Annotated in this window: 14 protein-coding genes and 1 pseudogene; 3 read left to right on the top strand and 12 right to left on the bottom strand. The window is 62.0% G+C overall.

What is annotated here, in order from left to right; all coding sequences use genetic code 11:
• From NEI07_RS09155 to guaA, 3 genes and pseudogenes are all read left to right on the top strand, one after another.
• Window positions 1-315: pseudogene (locus tag NEI07_RS09155) on the top strand (MFS transporter); the annotation flags it as partial.
• A 76-nt stretch (window positions 316-391) separates the two neighbouring features.
• The gene (locus NEI07_RS09160; protein ID WP_256034154.1) at window positions 392-832 is read left to right on the top strand and encodes an endonuclease domain-containing protein; all 441 of its coding nucleotides are present in this window, start codon (window positions 392-394) and stop codon (window positions 830-832) included.
• Between the two features lie 61 nt (window positions 833-893).
• Window positions 894-2,498, top strand: coding sequence for a glutamine-hydrolyzing GMP synthase (gene guaA / locus NEI07_RS09165; RefSeq protein ID WP_256034155.1), 1,605 nt, complete (start codon window positions 894-896; stop codon window positions 2,496-2,498).
• Window positions 2,499-2,636: 138 nt separating this feature from the next.
• Here guaA and NEI07_RS09170 read toward each other — a convergent pair whose 3' ends face one another.
• The 12 genes from NEI07_RS09170 to NEI07_RS09225 form a co-directional block, all read right to left on the bottom strand.
• Window positions 2,637-3,320 (bottom strand): hypothetical protein, encoded by a 684-nt coding sequence (locus NEI07_RS09170; RefSeq protein ID WP_256034156.1) that lies wholly within the window; start codon window positions 3,318-3,320, stop codon window positions 2,637-2,639.
• 8 nt (window positions 3,321-3,328) lie between these two features.
• The gene (locus tag NEI07_RS09175; protein WP_256034157.1) at window positions 3,329-4,117 is read right to left on the bottom strand and encodes a hypothetical protein; all 789 of its coding nucleotides are present in this window, start codon (window positions 4,115-4,117) and stop codon (window positions 3,329-3,331) included.
• A 14-nt stretch (window positions 4,118-4,131) separates the two neighbouring features.
• Window positions 4,132-5,457 carry a cytochrome c/ABC transporter substrate-binding protein gene (locus NEI07_RS09180; RefSeq protein ID WP_256034158.1) on the bottom strand — a complete coding sequence of 442 codons (1,326 nt, stop codon included), beginning with the start codon at window positions 5,455-5,457 and terminating at the stop codon, window positions 4,132-4,134.
• Window positions 5,454-6,038 (bottom strand): SCO family protein, encoded by a 585-nt coding sequence (locus tag NEI07_RS09185; RefSeq protein WP_256034159.1) that lies wholly within the window; start codon window positions 6,036-6,038, stop codon window positions 5,454-5,456. The genes NEI07_RS09180 and NEI07_RS09185 overlap by 4 nt, the downstream gene beginning before the upstream one ends.
• On the bottom strand, window positions 6,035-7,960 hold the full coding sequence (locus NEI07_RS09190; protein WP_256034160.1) for a hypothetical protein: 1,926 nt from the start codon (window positions 7,958-7,960) through the stop codon (window positions 6,035-6,037). Before NEI07_RS09190 ends, NEI07_RS09185 begins: the two co-directional genes overlap by 4 nt.
• Before the next feature lie 2 nt (window positions 7,961-7,962).
• Complete coding sequence (locus NEI07_RS09195; RefSeq protein ID WP_256034162.1) at window positions 7,963-8,562, bottom strand: hypothetical protein; 600 nt, start codon at window positions 8,560-8,562, stop codon at window positions 7,963-7,965.
• A gap of 10 nt (window positions 8,563-8,572) precedes the next feature.
• On the bottom strand, window positions 8,573-14,626 hold the full coding sequence (locus NEI07_RS09200; protein ID WP_256034163.1) for a cupredoxin domain-containing protein: 6,054 nt from the start codon (window positions 14,624-14,626) through the stop codon (window positions 8,573-8,575).
• 238 nt (window positions 14,627-14,864) lie between these two features.
• Complete coding sequence (locus NEI07_RS09205) at window positions 14,865-15,404, bottom strand: GNAT family N-acetyltransferase (RefSeq protein WP_256034164.1); 540 nt, start codon at window positions 15,402-15,404, stop codon at window positions 14,865-14,867.
• Window positions 15,392-15,727 carry a type II toxin-antitoxin system TacA family antitoxin gene (locus NEI07_RS09210; RefSeq protein ID WP_256034190.1) on the bottom strand — a complete coding sequence of 112 codons (336 nt, stop codon included), beginning with the start codon at window positions 15,725-15,727 and terminating at the stop codon, window positions 15,392-15,394. Before NEI07_RS09210 ends, NEI07_RS09205 begins: the two co-directional genes overlap by 13 nt.
• A 40-nt stretch (window positions 15,728-15,767) precedes the next feature.
• Window positions 15,768-16,016: a type II toxin-antitoxin system Phd/YefM family antitoxin gene (locus NEI07_RS09215; RefSeq protein ID WP_256034165.1), complete on the bottom strand. Its 249-nt coding sequence runs from the start codon at window positions 16,014-16,016 to the stop codon at window positions 15,768-15,770.
• 54 nt (window positions 16,017-16,070) lie between these two features.
• A complete protein-coding gene (locus NEI07_RS09220) occupies window positions 16,071-16,451 on the bottom strand; it encodes a type II toxin-antitoxin system VapC family toxin (RefSeq protein ID WP_256034166.1) in 381 nt (126 codons plus the stop codon).
• Window positions 16,448-16,705, bottom strand: coding sequence for a type II toxin-antitoxin system Phd/YefM family antitoxin (locus tag NEI07_RS09225; RefSeq protein WP_256034167.1), 258 nt, complete (start codon window positions 16,703-16,705; stop codon window positions 16,448-16,450). The genes NEI07_RS09220 and NEI07_RS09225 overlap by 4 nt, the downstream gene beginning before the upstream one ends.
• Window positions 16,706-16,896: the final 191 nt, after the last annotated feature.

Below are 16,896 nucleotides of genomic sequence, written 5' to 3' on the forward strand. Positions count from 1 at the left end.
CTCGCGCCCGGCGCGCTGGACCGAAGACTAAAGGAGCAGCGCGAATTATTGGCGATGGCCGTCCGCTTCGTGAAGCCCGGCGGTCGGCTCGTTTACATCACCTGTTCGGTCCTGCGCGAAGAAAACGAGGACCAGATCGCGGCATTTCTCGCCGCCAATCCTGATTTCGCGGCGCGTTCAGCCGCCGAAATTACGGAAGGCGCGGGCCTCCCCGACCTCGCCCGCTTCGCGTCGCCGCATGGGCCGGGCATCCGCCTGTCGCCCGCGACGAGCGGCACGGACGGGTTTTACGTTTGTGTTATTGGGCGAAATTGAATTCGCTTGAGTTTGTGCAAATGTCGAGCGTTAGCGTCCCCTCTCCCGCGAAGCGGGGGAGGGACAGGGAGGGGGCATGACGCACGGAAAACTGCCCAAGGTCGCCTTCGCCCGCAAGCTTCGCCGCGGTATGTCGAATGCAGAGCGGCAGCTATGGGCGGCGTTGCGCGGCCACCGATTTCATGGGCTGCAGTTCCGCCGCCAAGCGCCTTGCGGCCCCTATATCGCGGATTTTCTTTGTCACGCCGCACGGCTTGTCGTCGAGGTTGACGGCGCGACCCATTCCACGAGAGCCGAGCTAGCTCGCGACAATCGACGCGACGCATGGTTCGAGGACAACGGCTTTTCGGTCTTGCGCGTGACCAATGCAGCGGTCTACGCAGAATTTGACGGCGTGCTGGAAACTATCCGTTTGCGCGCCGAGGATAGACTGCCCCCACCCCAACCCTCCCCCGCTTCGCGGGAGAGGGAGTTAGACTCGGGTCCCGCCAACGAACCGCGCACTCTGCGTCGTTAGGGTGCCCTTTCCCGCTTCAGCGGGGGAGGGACAGGGAGGGGGCCTACAAAAAAGAGAACCCATGACCACCGCGCCCGACGCCTTCCATCACGACATCGCCGATCGCCACGACAAGGTGCTGATCGTCGATTTCGGCTCGCAGGTGACGCAGCTCATCGCGCGGCGCGTGCGCGAGGCGGGCGTCTATTGCGAGATTGCGCCGTTCCAGAACGCTGAGCGCGCCTTCGCCGAGATCCGCCCCAAGGCGGTGATCCTCTCCGGCGGCCCGTGCTCGGTCACGGACGAGGGCTCTCCCCGCGCGCCGCAAAGCATTTTCGACTCCGGCGTGCCGGTGCTCGGCATCTGCTACGGCGAGCAGACGATGGCGACCCAGCTCGGCGGCACGGTCGAAGGCGGTCATCATCGCGAGTTCGGCCGCGCCGACGTGACGGCGCTGGAGCACAGCGCGCTGCTCGACGGCGTGTGGGAGAAGGGCGGCAGCTTCCCCGTCTGGATGAGCCATGGCGACCGCGTGACGAAGCTGCCGGAAGGCTTTCGCGTCATCGCGGCGTCGCAGAACGCGCCTTTCGCCGCGATCGCGGATGAACAGCGGCGCTATTACGGCGTGCAGTTCCATCTCGAAGTCGTGCATACGCCCGACGGCGCCAAGCTCTTATCGAATTTCGTGCACAAGGTCGCGGGGCTGAAGTCCGACTGGACCATGGCGGCGTTTCGCGGCGAAGCGATCACAGCCATCCGGCGCCAGGTCGGCGACGGCCGGGTGCTCTGCGGCCTCTCCGGTGGCGTCGACAGCGCCGTCGCGGCGGTGCTCATCCATGAAGCGATCGGCGAGCGCCTCACCTGCGTCTTCGTCGATCACGGCCTGTTGCGGCAGGGCGAGGCGGAAGAAGTCGTGCGGCTCTTTCGCGATCACTACAACATCCCGCTGCATCACGTCGAAGCCGAAGCGCTCTTCCTCGGCGCGCTCGAAGGCGTCGACGATCCGGAGGTGAAGCGCAAGACGATCGGCCGGCTGTTCATCGAGACGTTCGAGGCGGAGGCGAAGAAGATCGCGCAGGACGGGCGCGGCGCGCCGCAGTTTCTCGCGCAAGGCACGCTCTATCCCGACGTCATCGAGAGCGTCTCCTTCACCGGCGGCCCATCCGTGACGATCAAATCGCATCATAACGTCGGCGGATTGCCGGAGCGCATGAATATGCGGCTCGTGGAGCCGCTGCGCGAACTCTTCAAGGACGAAGTGCGCGCTTTGGGCCGCGAACTCGGCCTGCCGGAAGCTTTCGTCGGGCGCCATCCTTTTCCGGGGCCCGGACTCGCGATCCGCTGCCCGGGCCTCATCACCCGCGAGAAGCTGGCGATTTTGCGCAAGGCCGACGCCGTCTATCTCGACGAGATTCGCAAGGCCGGTTTGTATGACGAAATCTGGCAGGCCTTCGCGGCGCTCTTGCCGGTGCGCAGCGTCGGCGTGATGGGCGACGGGCGCACCTATGATTATGTCGTCGCGCTGCGCGCGGTGACGTCGAGCGACGGCATGACCGCGGATTTCTATCCCTTCGACATGAATTTCCTCGGCCGCGCCGCAACGCGCATCATCAATGAAGTGAAGGGCGTCAACCGCGTCGTGTACGATGTGACGTCGAAGCCGCCGGGAACGATCGAGTGGGAGTAGGGGAATGGATGCGCTAGCGAAAAAGCAACTGTTTCAGATCTGATTGTTCAGCTGCTCAAGCGATGCATTCCGATGCGTTGATCGTTTGCCGAATGGCGGGTCATTTCGCTTCAGCGAGATGGCGCAGAGCTTACAAGATCATTGACCGTCGCATGCTCGGCCGCCGCCTACAGGTTGCGAAAGCGGGTGGCCTGACTCTGGGAATGGCGTGAGCGGCTGGACGGGTTGCGGGCCGGAATCGGTCGGCATGGTCCCCCCGCCAAGGCGCAGGAAGCAGAAATTCTCGAACGCGACCGCCAAGGCATATCCCGGCACGCCAAAGCGCGTCAGCTCGGGGTAGATATATTCGCCGACCGGCGCGCCATATCTGCCGGAGGTCAGGCCATTTGCAAGTTTGGCATGCGGGCTGCCGACCACTTGTGCGATCGCGTCGCGCCGCACGGCGCGCGCCGAGTCCTTCGACGGCCACGTGTTTCTGAAACGACCCAGTTGCGCGAGATTTGAGGGTGCAAGTCCATCGGGCCCCGTGAGGGAGACGCCGATGTCGTTGACGCCGCCAACTTCACGGCCAATGTCGGCGATAAGGATTTCGACATTGCGGCTGGGATCGGTGGTGAAGCCGACAATGCGGAAGCGCGTTGTCTCCTCTTGTGGAATATTCGGAAACGCTTCGCCCTTCGTACCCTGTATCGCTTCCTCGACGAAAACATAGACAGGCTCGGTTCCGGGCGAGGTGTAAACGCCGAGTTCTGCTTCGAGGCCGTGAGCGGCGATCAGGAATCCTGCGCCGGGAAGCTCCTGAAGCATGCCCGCATAGGTCACATAATCGCCTACGCGCAACGGAATTGGCAGCTCAGGATTGCAATCGTGACGCGGCGCGTCGACCCCGCGGCAGGCGCCCCGGGACGCGCACAGGTGAAGCGGCGGATGTTGGAATCGGCCGGACGGTTGCCGCGGGGGCATTTTGGATCGTCCGCCGTGGCTGATCGTGGAATGCAGACCGGGAATCCCGTTCGCGCGTGCACCGGCGAATTTTCCTTGTCGAGCTGGAAGCGCGCATCGAGCTGTGGCGTGCTGGTGGCTCCATAGACACCCTCCGGATCGTTGAGCCGCACATGCGCGCCTTGAGCGCCGTTTTGCGCACCGATCGTGAGTTCGCCTTTTTCGTGATCGATTCTTTGGATGAAGCCAGCGCCGGAATGGAGCGCGCCCTGCGAAATATGTGCGATGCCCGCAACGTAAACGCCGTTGACAATATTGCCGATGAGTTCAGCCTCGAAGGGCACACGCGGCGCTGACGCATCGAGGAGCGCGAGGCCGCTATTTTCGCCCTGAGGCGGCGCCTGCATCGTCGGTCCACGAAAGAGATCTTGCGCCGTGAGATATTGGCCCGGCATCGTGATCAGCAAATGCTTCGGGAGCACGACGTCGATCCCGCGCACGGTAATTTTCGCGGCGCTGAATTTGTCGGCCGGCGTATCCAGGCTGAACTTTTCAATATGGCCCGTCAGGACGAAAGAAGGCGACACTGTTTGCGCCATTGCAGATTGCGCGCCGAACGCCACGGCGAATAGACCGAAAATGAGTTGAGGCGCGTGTCCGAATAAAGTGCGCGTCATCACGGTTTTCTCCCTTAAAATTGTTTGCGCCCAATCTTCGGCGCGCCTGCGGAAATTGTGATGATGCCGGGGTCCCATGCGTAATGCCGGGCGCGGTCAAAATACGCGGGGGCGCCAGCCTCAAGCTCGACGCGGAAACTCTGCTCGAGCGCCACGAGGGGCGAGCGCTCATTCAGCCGCGAACCGGCGCGCGCAAAAAGTTCGACGACGAGACGCGCTACTGCGCGGCCGAGCGCATACCAAGGATTCGACGACTCCTCGCGGCCGACAAGAAAGATTGGGGCGGGAAACGGGAGAATGAGACGCTTCTCCCAAGTCACGGGCATGGCTGCATTGACCGCTGCAGCGTCGGATAATCCATAGGCCACACAGCCGGGAGACGAGATTACTTTCGCCGCCTCTGCAGCTTCGGCGGCGCTTGCGAACCAGCGTTGGTCCCCTATCTGCGTTGCAATGGCGAGATTGCTTACAATCGCCCATTTCGGACCCGGCGCCTCACAATTGTTAAGCGCAGATTCAATCGCGTTGCGCTGTTGGTCCAGCGGCGGAAGAAGATCGATGTCCCACGCATCGAGCGATAACGCGTCCTTATGCGGTGTCAGCGTTGCAATCTTCGCGATGCGTTGTTTCGCGAGTTCGAGGGAGATGGGCGCATCGAGCCGCCACATCCCGCCCACGACCGCGAAAGGCCTGCGCAAAGTGACGTCTTTTGCAAGCGCTTGGGCGTCCTGCTCAATATCGATCGCATCGAGAACGAGCTTCCGTCCGTAAAGTCCCCCATTCGAATTTGCGGCGTCAAAGGCGCCGGTCATGCCGTCAAGGACGGCATGACCGGCGGCGCTCGCGTCGCCTGAAAGCGGCAGCATCGTCGCCAGTCGAATCGTCTGGCGGTCGACGCCCGGCGGATAATCGTCGGCGCGCCCTACATGCTTCAGATAGGCGAGAAGCGCTGACATCTCCACGTCGCTCAGCGTGTAGCGTGGCATGGTTGGGCCAAGCGCGGCGCCGCCACGCGCGACGCCTTTCGTGACCGCATCGAGGATCTGCGACTCGGCCTGAAACGCCGGCGCTTCCCCACGCGGCGTCGTGAGCGCGGACCAAATGAGCGCCGGGGCGGTGACGCCGCCTTCGCGTCCGCCTTCGCCAAATGCGCCATGACACTTCGCGCAGGCGGTAAACTCCGATGGCAGATGCAGGTTGGTCGCCTCGACGCCGCGCGCAAAGCCTGCGTGGCCGTGGTAGAGCGCCCGCCCTTCGGCGACATCTGCCTTCGCCATGATCGGCGATAGCGTCGCACAGGCGATCAGCGCTGACGCGAAAAACGCAAACGTTCGTTTCATCTTGCAGCCTCTCGCAAGATTGACGCTAGCGCTGCTGGCGACGCCGCTTCTGCCGATGACGTGGGAATGCGCGCCCAACGCCCGGCGCTCTGGCTGCCAATCCAGATCGACCCGCTATGATCGCCGGGCGCCGCCCCCGCGGTTTCGTCGAAAGCTGCAATGAGCGTGCTGGTCGCTTCGGGCGCGCCGGTAAGCATGACCCAGTCATGCGTCTCGCCGAGCGCAAGGTCGAAGCGTTCGGCATATTGCCTGATGCGCGTCGGCGTATCGAATACTGGATTGACAGAGATCGATATGAAGAGCGGATTTCGATCTGCGGAGGCTTCCTTCTCGATCAGCTCCTTCGTTTGTCGCAAGATGGCTGTCTGCACCGGACATACGCTCGAACATTGGGTGAAAAAGAAATTCACCGCCACGACGCGACCGGCGACAAGCCGGTCGAAGGCAACAGGGTTTCCGTCGTGATCGGTCAAAACGATATGTGGTAGCGCGGGACCCGGCGAGATCCAGGAGCGTGTTGTCGCGCCCGCGATCCCCGAGAGCACAAGCAGCGCGATCATAGTGAAAGGCAGCGCTCTCATGGCGCGCTCCCCAAGGAAACCTGACCGAGACGCCCTTCAATGAAGGAAATATTTCGCGAGACGCTTGATACATGTAAATCGTAGCGGCCTGCATGAGGCGCAGATACACGCGCTTCATATTCGCCCGCGTTGATCTCACGCATCGGCGCGCGAATCTGCCAGCCGCTGTAGCGATCGAATACGAGCATCGTCAGGTCCCGAAGGCCGCTGACATTGTCTTGGACGTGATCGCCGGACGCCTGCTGAAGGCGGATGCGAATGACACGCTCGGCGCGTTCATCCGCCGCTGTCTCGGATAGGAGCGTCACGCTGTATGCGGGCGCCGCAGCGACATTGGTATTGACGGATGGCATTTGCAGTCTTGCGCAGACCGAGAAACGTGGACCGCGACCGGTCAGCAGCAGATCGTAGCCGCCGCCGCGGCTATGCCGAACTGTTGTCGCATACGTGCCGGGCTTCGTCTCGCGCAACGAAAGATCGAGCAGCATCATGGCGACGGGCTTGCGCGAATAGTTGGAAAAGCTGCCGCTCGGCGCCATCATGCCTTCCGCATATTGGTAAAGCGTCGCGTCGGTGCGGCTTGCGAAAACGATTCCTGCGCCGTCCGGCGAAGCGGCGGCGAACTGGTCAAATGGCGTCACGACGTCAGTGTCGGCTGCGCCGGAGCGGCCCAGACTGGTCTCGATTGGCTGAGCGGATCCGCTCTTGAGATCGCTCAGCGACCACAGGGTCGCGCGCGCATGATGAGCGTCGATCGCATAAGCGAATGTTCGCGTAAGCAGAAGCTGATCCGCGACCGTCGAAAATCGAAGTGGCAGGGTTACGCGCCCGGCAGCGAGGTCGATGACGCTGGCTTCACCGTCACCGACCGCCAGCGCCATTCTGCCGCCATCGAAGATCGACAGGTTGCGCACGGCATGCCTGAGCTGCACGGTCGTTTCGACGTCCGCTGTCTCAGTCTCGGGATCGAGAAAAGCGAGCGCGCCGTCCGCGCTGGCGACAATGATGCGGCGCGCGAGCGCGCTATAGGCGGCGGCCGTCGGCCTATTGTCGAGGCGCCATGATTTCGAGCGCGTATTGCTTGCACGCCAGACGAAGCCGCCATCCTCACGAAGCATGAAGACGCCACCAAGCGCCTGATCGCCGATAGCGCCATCGGATACCGCGCCATGATCCGCCGGCATGACGGCGGCGTTTGCCGCGAGCGGTTCGAAGATTGGCGTCGCGTCGGATCGCGTCACGTCGAGATGGGCGAGCTCCTTTCGCTCCGACAGGACGATCCACAGCCGCGAGCCCGATCGATCGAAGGCAAGGCTGCGCGCACGCCCCTCTGCAGGCAAATCTATTTTCCGTTTGATCTGGCGTGTCTGGAGATCGACGCCGAACAGCGTCGACGGCTCCGCCAAAATCCAAAGCTCCATGCGGTCCGCCGCATAGGCCCAGGCAAGCGGTTTGGCGCCGAGGCTTACGATTGACTCGAGTTTCGCGTTGTTGAGGCTCACGAACGGATTGATGAACGCCACCACGCCGTCTTCATTGAGCGTGAGGAGACGATAGGCGGAGAGATCGATATCCGCTCGCTGCCCGATCCCCTGGCCGATCAACGCGGCGATCTGATCAGAGCAGGGCGTCTCGGCGTCGGAAAGCGCGCCGCGAGAGCGCCGGAGCCAACCCGCGAGCTGACTGGATTCGTATTTCAGGGGCGCGCCCGATCGCGCGTCCGAACGGGCGACTTCAAGCGTTCCGACGCCGCTGCGTTCGGCGCCGCTTTCAGGCGTGTAGCGCCACTGAATTTTGACGCCATTATCTTCAGCGTCCGCAGTTTGCGCGTCATTCGCCAGGGCCGGGCCTAAGAGAAGGACTCCGGCCGCGCTTATCCGCGTCAGAGTCGTCACGGCGAAGCGTATGAATCCGCGGCGCATCGTCATAGCGCGCCGTAGAGCGGGGAAAGCGCAAGAAACTTGAACCGGCGATTGCCCATAAAGGTTGCATCGAAGCGGACTTCCGCGATTCGCTCATTGCTCGATGCGAGCGCGCCGACAAAGGCGGCGGTATCCTGTTGACCTTGCGCGATGGGGCTTGCTCCGGTTACGCCGCTCGCGACGACATGCGTCCAGCTTCCGCCCAACGGGCGCAGCCACATCACGGCAAGAAGCGGGAGGCCCGGCTGGACATCCGGTCCGTCGACCGCGACGAAAGCGCCAACGCCGCGCAAGGGATTGGCGAAGGTCAGCGTTATCGGCGTATTGTCCCGCGCCGCCGCGGCGCTCGGATCGTTGGCGACGATGAGCGGGTCGCCCTCGCGCAGATTCAGGCAAATGTCAGTGATGTCACATGCGCGTCTATTTGCTGGGGGGCCGTTTGGATTGATCACCAGCCCGCCGCCATTCACCGCATAGATGTCCTGTCGGCTGACCAGCTCAGCGCCGACCGGCGCGCCATCCGCGCCGATAGACCAATCGACAATCACGCAAGGCGGTGCGCCAAACGCCTGCGGTTGTTCAACCTGTTTGAAACCGGCCATTTTGCGACTCCTATTCACCGCGGCGTGATTGTTGGGAGGCGGATTTGGGCTCCACGCGCAATATTCCCCAAAGTCCTCCGTCGAACAGGAAACTTGCCTCGCTGCGGAAGAGATAATCCATCGGCTGTTTCGCCGCGCCACCTGCGTCCACCTGCAATGTCACGCCCATCATCGGGCCGAAGCCATTGTAAACGCCCTGCCGGATGGAGGATCCCTTGGCGGGATCGAACACACGGGAGTCATCCGACCAAGGATAGGGATTCCAGCTGTGACCGCTGAACTCAAAACCCTGTTGCCGTGTATGTCCGCCCGGGTGCACGATGTTGAGCCGGAGCTTGTCGCCGGCAACAGCCACGATCACCGGCGTCTCTGGATCGCAAGGATTGTCGAGCGCTGGCGTCGGCGCTACGCCCGCGACACAGGGGCCGTGTTCGCCGACGCGTCCCGAACTCAGCGCCTTGCTGTAATCGAACTGCGTGTTGCGTTCGGGGAAACCGATGCTGGGGTCGCCGCCGCGCCGCGCCCAAAGCGGCTCCGTTTTGTAGTTGATGGCTTTGACGCCATAGTCGTCGGGCTCCTCCGCGCCTGAGAGATTGGGCACGGGATGTCCGCCGCTAGTGGCGCTGACAGCGTCCTGCATCACCAGAACCTGATCGACATAAGGCTCCCGGCCCGGCGCGCAAATCCGTGCGCTCAAGCCGCCGGGGAATGTCGGCTTGCCGGGCGCAACACTGTCGCTCGCCTTGCAAACTTCCGACCCTTCAGGGCCGATTATCAATGCGCCGACAAGGCCGTGCGTCGGATGCTTGATCGGATCGCCGAAGCTGCGCAGCGGCAAAGCGCCAAATTCGATCGGCTTGCCGACCAGCTTTCCGTTTTGAACCTTGAAGTCGGTGGCGCTCCAAATAAACGACCGCTTGCATCGCGCTTCGCGGACGCCAGGGACGCAGGGCGCGATCAGCGAGCCTTGGCGCGCAAGCACATCGGGTTTCGCGTTCAGCCAGTCGCCTTTCGCGAGTTTGGCATTGATCGCCTGGAACGAGACTGCGCCGTTCAGTCCGACATTGCTCCCGTCGGCGGAGACGACATGTTGCGCAACGCGCGGCGCCGACAGTCCGACCGAACCCGACATGCGAAACTGATTGATGTTGAACCCATCCGTGATCATCGGAAGGAAGTTGTGATACGCGCGTTCATCCGGAACGACCCCTTCCGGACCGGGGCCGTCCTCCATTTTTGCGGGCAGAAGATTGCGCAGATTGACATGCAGGCATTCACCCGCCGCAGCGCGAAGCACGAGCGGCTCGATGCGCCTTGTCGCAAATTCCGCTCTCATCTGGTTCATCACATCGCTGTTGCGCTGCGTAACCCAGCTGACTTCGTGCTCCTCGCATTTCTCATTCGCCGCGCCACCGCAATAGCCATCGGCGTTCAGCACATAGACAATGCCCTGCGTGTCTTTCAGATCGAAACGCGTGCTGTAATTGATGCCCTTCGCATCCTTTGCGTCGCAGGCATCATACAGATCGCAGGCCCGGACCGCGCTGATGTCGAAATAGCGATCCCGCCGGCTCGGCGAATCGGGACAAATATCGTTCATATCGCCGTGCCGTTCGGCAACCTCGTCCGGACGCAGCGCGGCCAGGAAACCGGCCGGCGTGAAAGTCACGGGGGCAGCGCTCGCGGTTTTGAGAGCGTTGGTCGTTTCATGGCGCTTCGTGAAGCTGCGCATGACGCCCCACAGGCCGTCCCACAACTGATCAACAGATGAACCGAAATAGAGATAGTCCGTATGCGCGCCGCCGAACTGATTCACGTTGATGTCAAATTCGAAATGTTCGGAAATGCCGAGCGCCTGGGCGTTGACGTAGCCCGAGTTGTTTTCCGATACGACAGAGCCGTCGCTCTGTGTTTTTGACACGCCGCCAGGAAGGCGCGGCCATTTCAGGCCGTTCATGGTGAAGACATGCTGCGCCTCCTGCGCCCCCTGGATGAGACGGATCTGTACGGGATCACGTTCATAGACAGGCAGAATGGGCGTCGCGGGATCACCGAAGCGCCGCCACGGCTCGAGGCGTGACGGGTTCAGTCGGTCCGGACAGCCCTCCCTCTTGCCCATGAGCGTTGTCGGATAGAGCATGCAGTTGAAGTCGCGGCGCCACCGCTCTACGGACGCAAGGACGGGCGCGAGTTTGCCCTCGACAGGCGTCTTCTTGATGAGGTCGCGCGTCGCCGGCGAAACGGCGATCTGGCTCGGCGTTGTCGCAAGCTGTTCATCGCGCTTCGCATGCACCGCGGTGCTCATGCCATTCGCGGGATCGCCGAGACAATCCTGGTCCCCGCTGTCGAGGTTGCATGAAATCTTGAGGTCGGATCGTTTCGACGCCTGCGAATAGTCCCAGCCGCCAAGATGTTTGTTCAGTGTCAGATCGGAAAGACGCAGGGCGAGCGGCTCATGCCGATAGTTGAAATACTGGCTGCCTGGATCTTCGGATGAAATCCCCAGCGGCCGCGCCAGCGCCTCGGCGACGTGACGCCTGCCAAAACGAATGGCGCTGTTGTCGCGCAAGGCGCTGCTGTCGCCGCGCGGCTCCGGATTGATCGGCTCGAGCGCCATGTTGTAGGCGATGCCGAAATCCGCGACAGCCAGCAGAAATTCGCGGCGCGTTTCATGCGCGTCGAGGGTTTCCTTGCAGGCCGCGCTTTTGTAGGCGTCGGCGCCGGAGAAGCAGGCCGGCGTCAGAATATTCGCCATCGGCGCGGTCGGGCCGCCGTCGCCACGAATCCGCAAGGGCTCGTGGATGGACGCGGCGGCCGGCGAATGCGGATCCGACCCGCCGATCAGCTTGTCACAAATGAGCGACCGATGGGGATCGCCGCCGCGCAGGTGACAATTCAGCGGCTTGCCGGATGAAACTGTCTCCCCGACTTGCTTGGGCTCAAGATCAAGGCGAGTCCAGAGCGTGTTGGACGGTTCGATCACGAGCCCGGCATAAAGCCCGTGCTGCTGATGCGAACTTGGGCCCATGTGATCATGCGTGAACACCGTGCGTAGCGTGTCATCCCTTCCGCTCCGGCGATTGACGATGGGATCGGCCCACCAGCGCTGGGTCGTGCGCTGCGCGCCGCAATAGGGGTGCTCTTTGTCAAGCAGATGCTCATAGGCTTCGTCGCTGAGCGATCCCTGCGGCGGACATTGGCCTTTCGCAAGCAGCCTGGCGCTCTTCTTGTCGGCGGCGATGTCGCCTGTCTCGATGACCGAGACGCCGCCATTCTTCGGGTCCTTCGGATCGTTGAACAGCGGATGGACTTTTGGATGCAGTTTCTCGGCCGGGTTCTTCGTCGTGCGATTGACAGCGAAAATCCGTTCGCGGACTTCGTCGGGCGAGAATGTCGAGTCTTCGTAATTGAATCCGTTGCCCGACCCGTCCGATGAGGTGACGTCGAATTTTACGAGATGTGTATGCTGGCCGATCGTGTCGGTCGGCGTGTAGATCTGAAAATCGTCAACCGCGAGCGCGCTCGGCGCAAAGTTGGACGATTTGAAATTGATGCATTCGCGTGAATTGGCCCGGAAGAAAAGCGGCTCCGGCAGTTGCGTGCGCGTGTTTGGATCGATGACATTCTTGATGTCGTTTTCGAGGATGACGATGCGCCCCTGCGGATCGAACCAGCCATGCTTGTTGTAGGTCAGCTCGGTTTGGATGAACGCGGCGCGATAATTGCGCTCGGGCGTGTCGTCCGTCGGACAGGGATCGGCGAAGGGCGCGCCAGGCTTCGGCGCTCGCGAATTGACAAAGAATAGGGCAGGGCGCGCCTTTGTTTGCGCCGGCGTCAGACTGGCGACATCGGTCGGATAGGCGCGCGTCCCCGGCCACTGGTCGGGATAGGTCGATGGCGCGTCGACAGGGCGCAGTTCATCGAGGCGCCCCTGATGGAAGCGCATCGCCGCCTGCTCTTGCGGCTCGCCCGTTTGATTGAGCTTGTGGATGGTTAGCTCGTCCCAGCCGAAGGCGAGCGCCAGCGCCTGCGAATCCTGCTTGGCCACACGCTGCGCGATGATCTGCGCCGCATCGCCGCCTTTGGTCAGCGCATGCTCGTGATTTGCTTTGACCTTTCCGTCCACGACAATGTGGCGGGGAAGTCCGCCGTCGACGATCGTTTCCGGTTTAGGCGCCGGCGCGTTTCGCCAGTCCTTCGCCCAGGCGTCATTCCAGCTCTTGTCCGCGACGTCGATGTCGAGGGGCGGCTGAGGCGGCCGGTGCCCCGCTTCGCCCGCAATATAGAAAGGATAGCCGCGGAACGCCGCAGATGGCATCGGCGCCAGCGCGAAGCCCGGTAGGGGAACAACCGCCGGCGTCTGCGTCCCCGTTGCGATTTCGCCGTCGGGCAGATTCATCATGGACGGATCCGTGGCCGAATCTTCGGGCTTGAACAGACCCGGCTTGCCGTCCCGAAATGCGTCATGCACCCGCCACAGCTCCCACATGCCCTGCGCAAAGTGCGGATACAGGTGGCAATGGAAGATCGAGTCGCCGGGCGTGTAGTTCCTGTTTCCCGAGCCGCCAAAGGCGATGCCGTAACTGAACGTCGCGCCCGGTGAAATCGTCTGCGAGTCGAGATAGCTGGAGCCAGGATTGGCCATATCCTGGAACCATTGATGCGCGTGCAGATGGAAGATGTGCGTCTCTTTCGGCCCAGCGTGCAGGTTTCGGAATTTTATGGGGTCGCCGAGATAGGAGTGATGCACGTTGGACGGATCGTCTGGATAGCGCGCGCCATTCGGCTTACCGGTTTTCTCATCATAGGAGAGGACAAGCGCCGGATCGCCATTCGCCCATGAGGTCAGGAAGAATTCTTCCGCGCGGCATTCGGGACATTTGGCGACAGGCCCGATGGGTGGCTTATTGCCTCGAAGCGCCGGGGTGGCCATCGCCGCGACGCCCATGCTCGAGACGCCATAATTGATGCCCATCCCGTCGCGGACCTGGTGCAGCGGGTTGTTCTCATCCGCGAGTTCGGGAAAAGCCTGCTCGGCATGCACTTCATCGTGAAAAATCACGGTGAATTCGCGGAACGGGCTGTCGCAGTCATGATCATGCGTATTCGACTTGCAGTCGGGGTCCGAACCTTCTTTGGGCACGACGATCGCGTTGATATCGCTGTGAACGATGTTGTTTTCCGCGTCGAGAATGGCGAGAATCGGCTGCGCTTTTCCGCCCAGCGTGCGCTTGCGCTCATAGTCGAGACGGCTGTAACGATGATGTTCGTCGCTGGCGTCATCACGAACGAGTTGCAGCTCGTCATGCGTCACCTGCGAGCGGTACCAGCGCGAACCTTGGGGCTCGACATGGACGGCGCCGAAGAGGCCCAGTCCGATCTGGCCGCCATCGCCTTCGCCGCCGACCGGCGCCGCAGCGGAATAGGCGAAAAACGCGCCCTCGTCGGTCGCGAGCCATCGCGATTTCACGGTCTGGCCCGGCTTCGCCAGCGACCCGATATCGTATTGGCCTTTCACGTCGTCGCTTGTCGCCGCATTGAACACCATGCCCTGCTTTCCCTGCAGGCCGACATTCGTGCCGTCGCCTCCGCAAGCGGCGTTTTTCGGGCAGGCGGCGGCCGAAATCGGCGCGACCGACAGGCCTGTGATGTGAAAGGATGCGGCGCGTGTGCGCGGGCGGTCGACGCTGACTTTCTGCGGCGAAGACAGCTCGTTTTTGCCGTTCCCCGGCAGCGCGTTCACATGCTCGGGCAGGCGTCCGCCATGATCGGGCGGCGCGCCGCCCTCTTCGTCCACAGTGGGTGACAGAAGATTGGTGAAGATGACGTCGAGGCAATCGCCCTTGTTCACGCGCAGGACAAGCGGCCGCGGTCGCTTGTCGGATCGCAGTTTCACCTGGCCGGGCTTCAACTCGGAACCGCCATCCAGCGCGACGACATCGCTGCGCAACGCGAACAGCATGCCGGCCGGCACATAAGCGGAATAACGGTTAAGGATGTAGGCCTGCTCGAGTGCGACAATATCCGCTTTGACGAAGCCCGCGCACACACCTGGACCGCTCACGTTATCAAGGTCTTGTCGTGAATCCGCCTCATTTGAGCAGGCCATCAGGCTTAGGCAGGCGGACGCGATGAAAATGGCGTGAACGGCGCTCGCAAACTTAAAACGTAGCATGTCAACATCCGTAAAAATAAAATCGACCTAAAGACAGGCGAAGCTAAAGCGTAAAGGATAACGCCAGCCGCCGGAATGGGTTCCATCGAGGCGCGATCAGCTCACAGGAACTTGCGGATGAAGGTCATCAGTCTTTCGACGGAGAAACCGTCGACTCATCAAATCCCGCCACCACCGTTTCAATCGGCAAAAACAAAATCCGGCTGTCGGCCGGATATTCGATGAACTCCGCGCATCGCAGATAAAACCGCTTTGCCGCATCGTCCTTGGCGTGCGCGAGCACGGCGGCGATGCCGAGGCTTTGCGCAGCGACCGCAATCCGACGCAAAGCGTCCGCAAGCAAATCGGCGCCGAGCCCCTTGCCGGCATATTCCCGGGTCACGGCGAGACGCCCGATTATTGAAACGGGGATAGCGTCGGGCGCGTTGCGGCGGAGCTTGCCGGGCGCGGCGGCGCGCTCGACCGAGCCGGCCGAGAGGCAATAATAGCCGACCACGCGCTGGTCTGCGCAGACGACATAAGTCCGCGAGTAACGGCTTTCGTTTTTTAGAGCGCGATGACGCAACCAGTCGTTCAGCGCCGGCGCGCCGCAGTCGAAATTTGAAAGGTCGTGTTCGGCGGTCAGTGGCGCGGGCGCGCAAAGCGCGGCGCGCGCTATTTCTTCCATGCCGGGACCCGGCGCAGTAGCGATTTCAACTTCGGTCCTGGCGCCGGCGGATTGTCGAGCGCCTGCATAAAGGCGTCATAGCGGTCGGAATCGAGCGAAAAGAGCCGCTGGTCGAGCAGCACGTCGATCGCCTCCCGACGTGCGCTGTCGATCATGAAATCGGTGCGCGTCTTGCCGAGAACCGCCGCCGCGTTGTCGATGAGCTGGCGCGTACTGGCTTCGATCCGCAGATTGATGCTGCCCTTGGCCTCCGACGCCGGGGGAGGCTCCACAACCGTTATGGATGCGGCGTTGCGGCTGTGCGAGGAGCGTTCCTTCGGCATGTTCAAGAATATGGTTGTTGTATCCACGCTGTCAATACGATCAGCTTGGCTCGCGGCGACGGCATCGGCCCCGCTCGGGGACGACATGGTCGCCACGCGCCGCCGGAGCGAGAAGCGATTCCTTGAGACTCGGCCGCGCGCACTGCTGGAGACGCCGCCATTCGGCGATGGGCGCAAGAACGGCCATTTCTGCGCCGCGCTCGGCGACGATCTGCGGTCCGTCTTTAAGACAGGTCTCCAACAACTCGCTGAAACGCGCCTTGGCGTCCTGCACGGGCCAATTTTTCATCTGAGCTCCGATCTAGTCATAAGAAGGCAATTAGGGACCGTGCAGTCGTAAACACTACGCCGCAGCCACGTCCGTTCGCGAAAAATCGTCGCCGACATAGAGCAAGGGACAGGAATGTTCCTTGGCGGCTTCATAGGCGAAGCAATCCCCAAAATTCAGTCCCGCCGGATGCGCGCCTTTACCCCATCTCGCATAGGTTTCGGCGACGCGGCGCGCCGACGCAGGCGTGACGTTCAAAACGTCGAATCCGAGCCCATCGATCAAGCGCGACATTTCTTCCCCGACGTTGCGCCGCCGCGCGACAATCAGAGCTTCCGCCACAGTTACTGCCGAGATCAGCACAGACTTTTCGGCTTCCAGGACTTTGCTGCATCTTTCGGCTTCGGCTTCATCGAGGATGATCGCCATCAATGCGGATGTGTCCACCGCGATCATTTCGGCAGACCGTCCGCGTCATAAAGGAAGTCGTGGCTGCGAGCGGCGTCTGGGCCTGCGGCCGCTTTCGAAGCGCCGGAGGCGCGAACGGCTTCCAGAAGCTTGCGGCGCGCTTTGCGGTCTAAAGCGCTTTTGGCGGGCGCCAGCCGCGCCGCCGGCTGGCCATGCCGGGTGAGGATAATTTCCTCTCCGGCTTCAGCGCGTCGGACAAGCTCGGTAAGCTGCCCCTTGGCTTCGGTCACGGAAATCTTCATCAGCGTCTCATATGGACTACTATATGGTCCATTTCGGCAATTAGACCAACTGTCGCTCGGGGTCAATGTCGCGCTTCCACAGATTGCGGAACGCGCTAAATAGCCTGACTGTTGATCCTCTATATTTAAAGGAGTTTGTTATGCGAAATCTCCTCATCCTCGCGATCGCCGTCTGCATTGGCGGCGGCATT

The organism is Methylocystis suflitae (genome assembly GCF_024448135.1).
Lineage (GTDB): Bacteria > Pseudomonadota > Alphaproteobacteria > Rhizobiales > Beijerinckiaceae > Methylocystis > Methylocystis suflitae.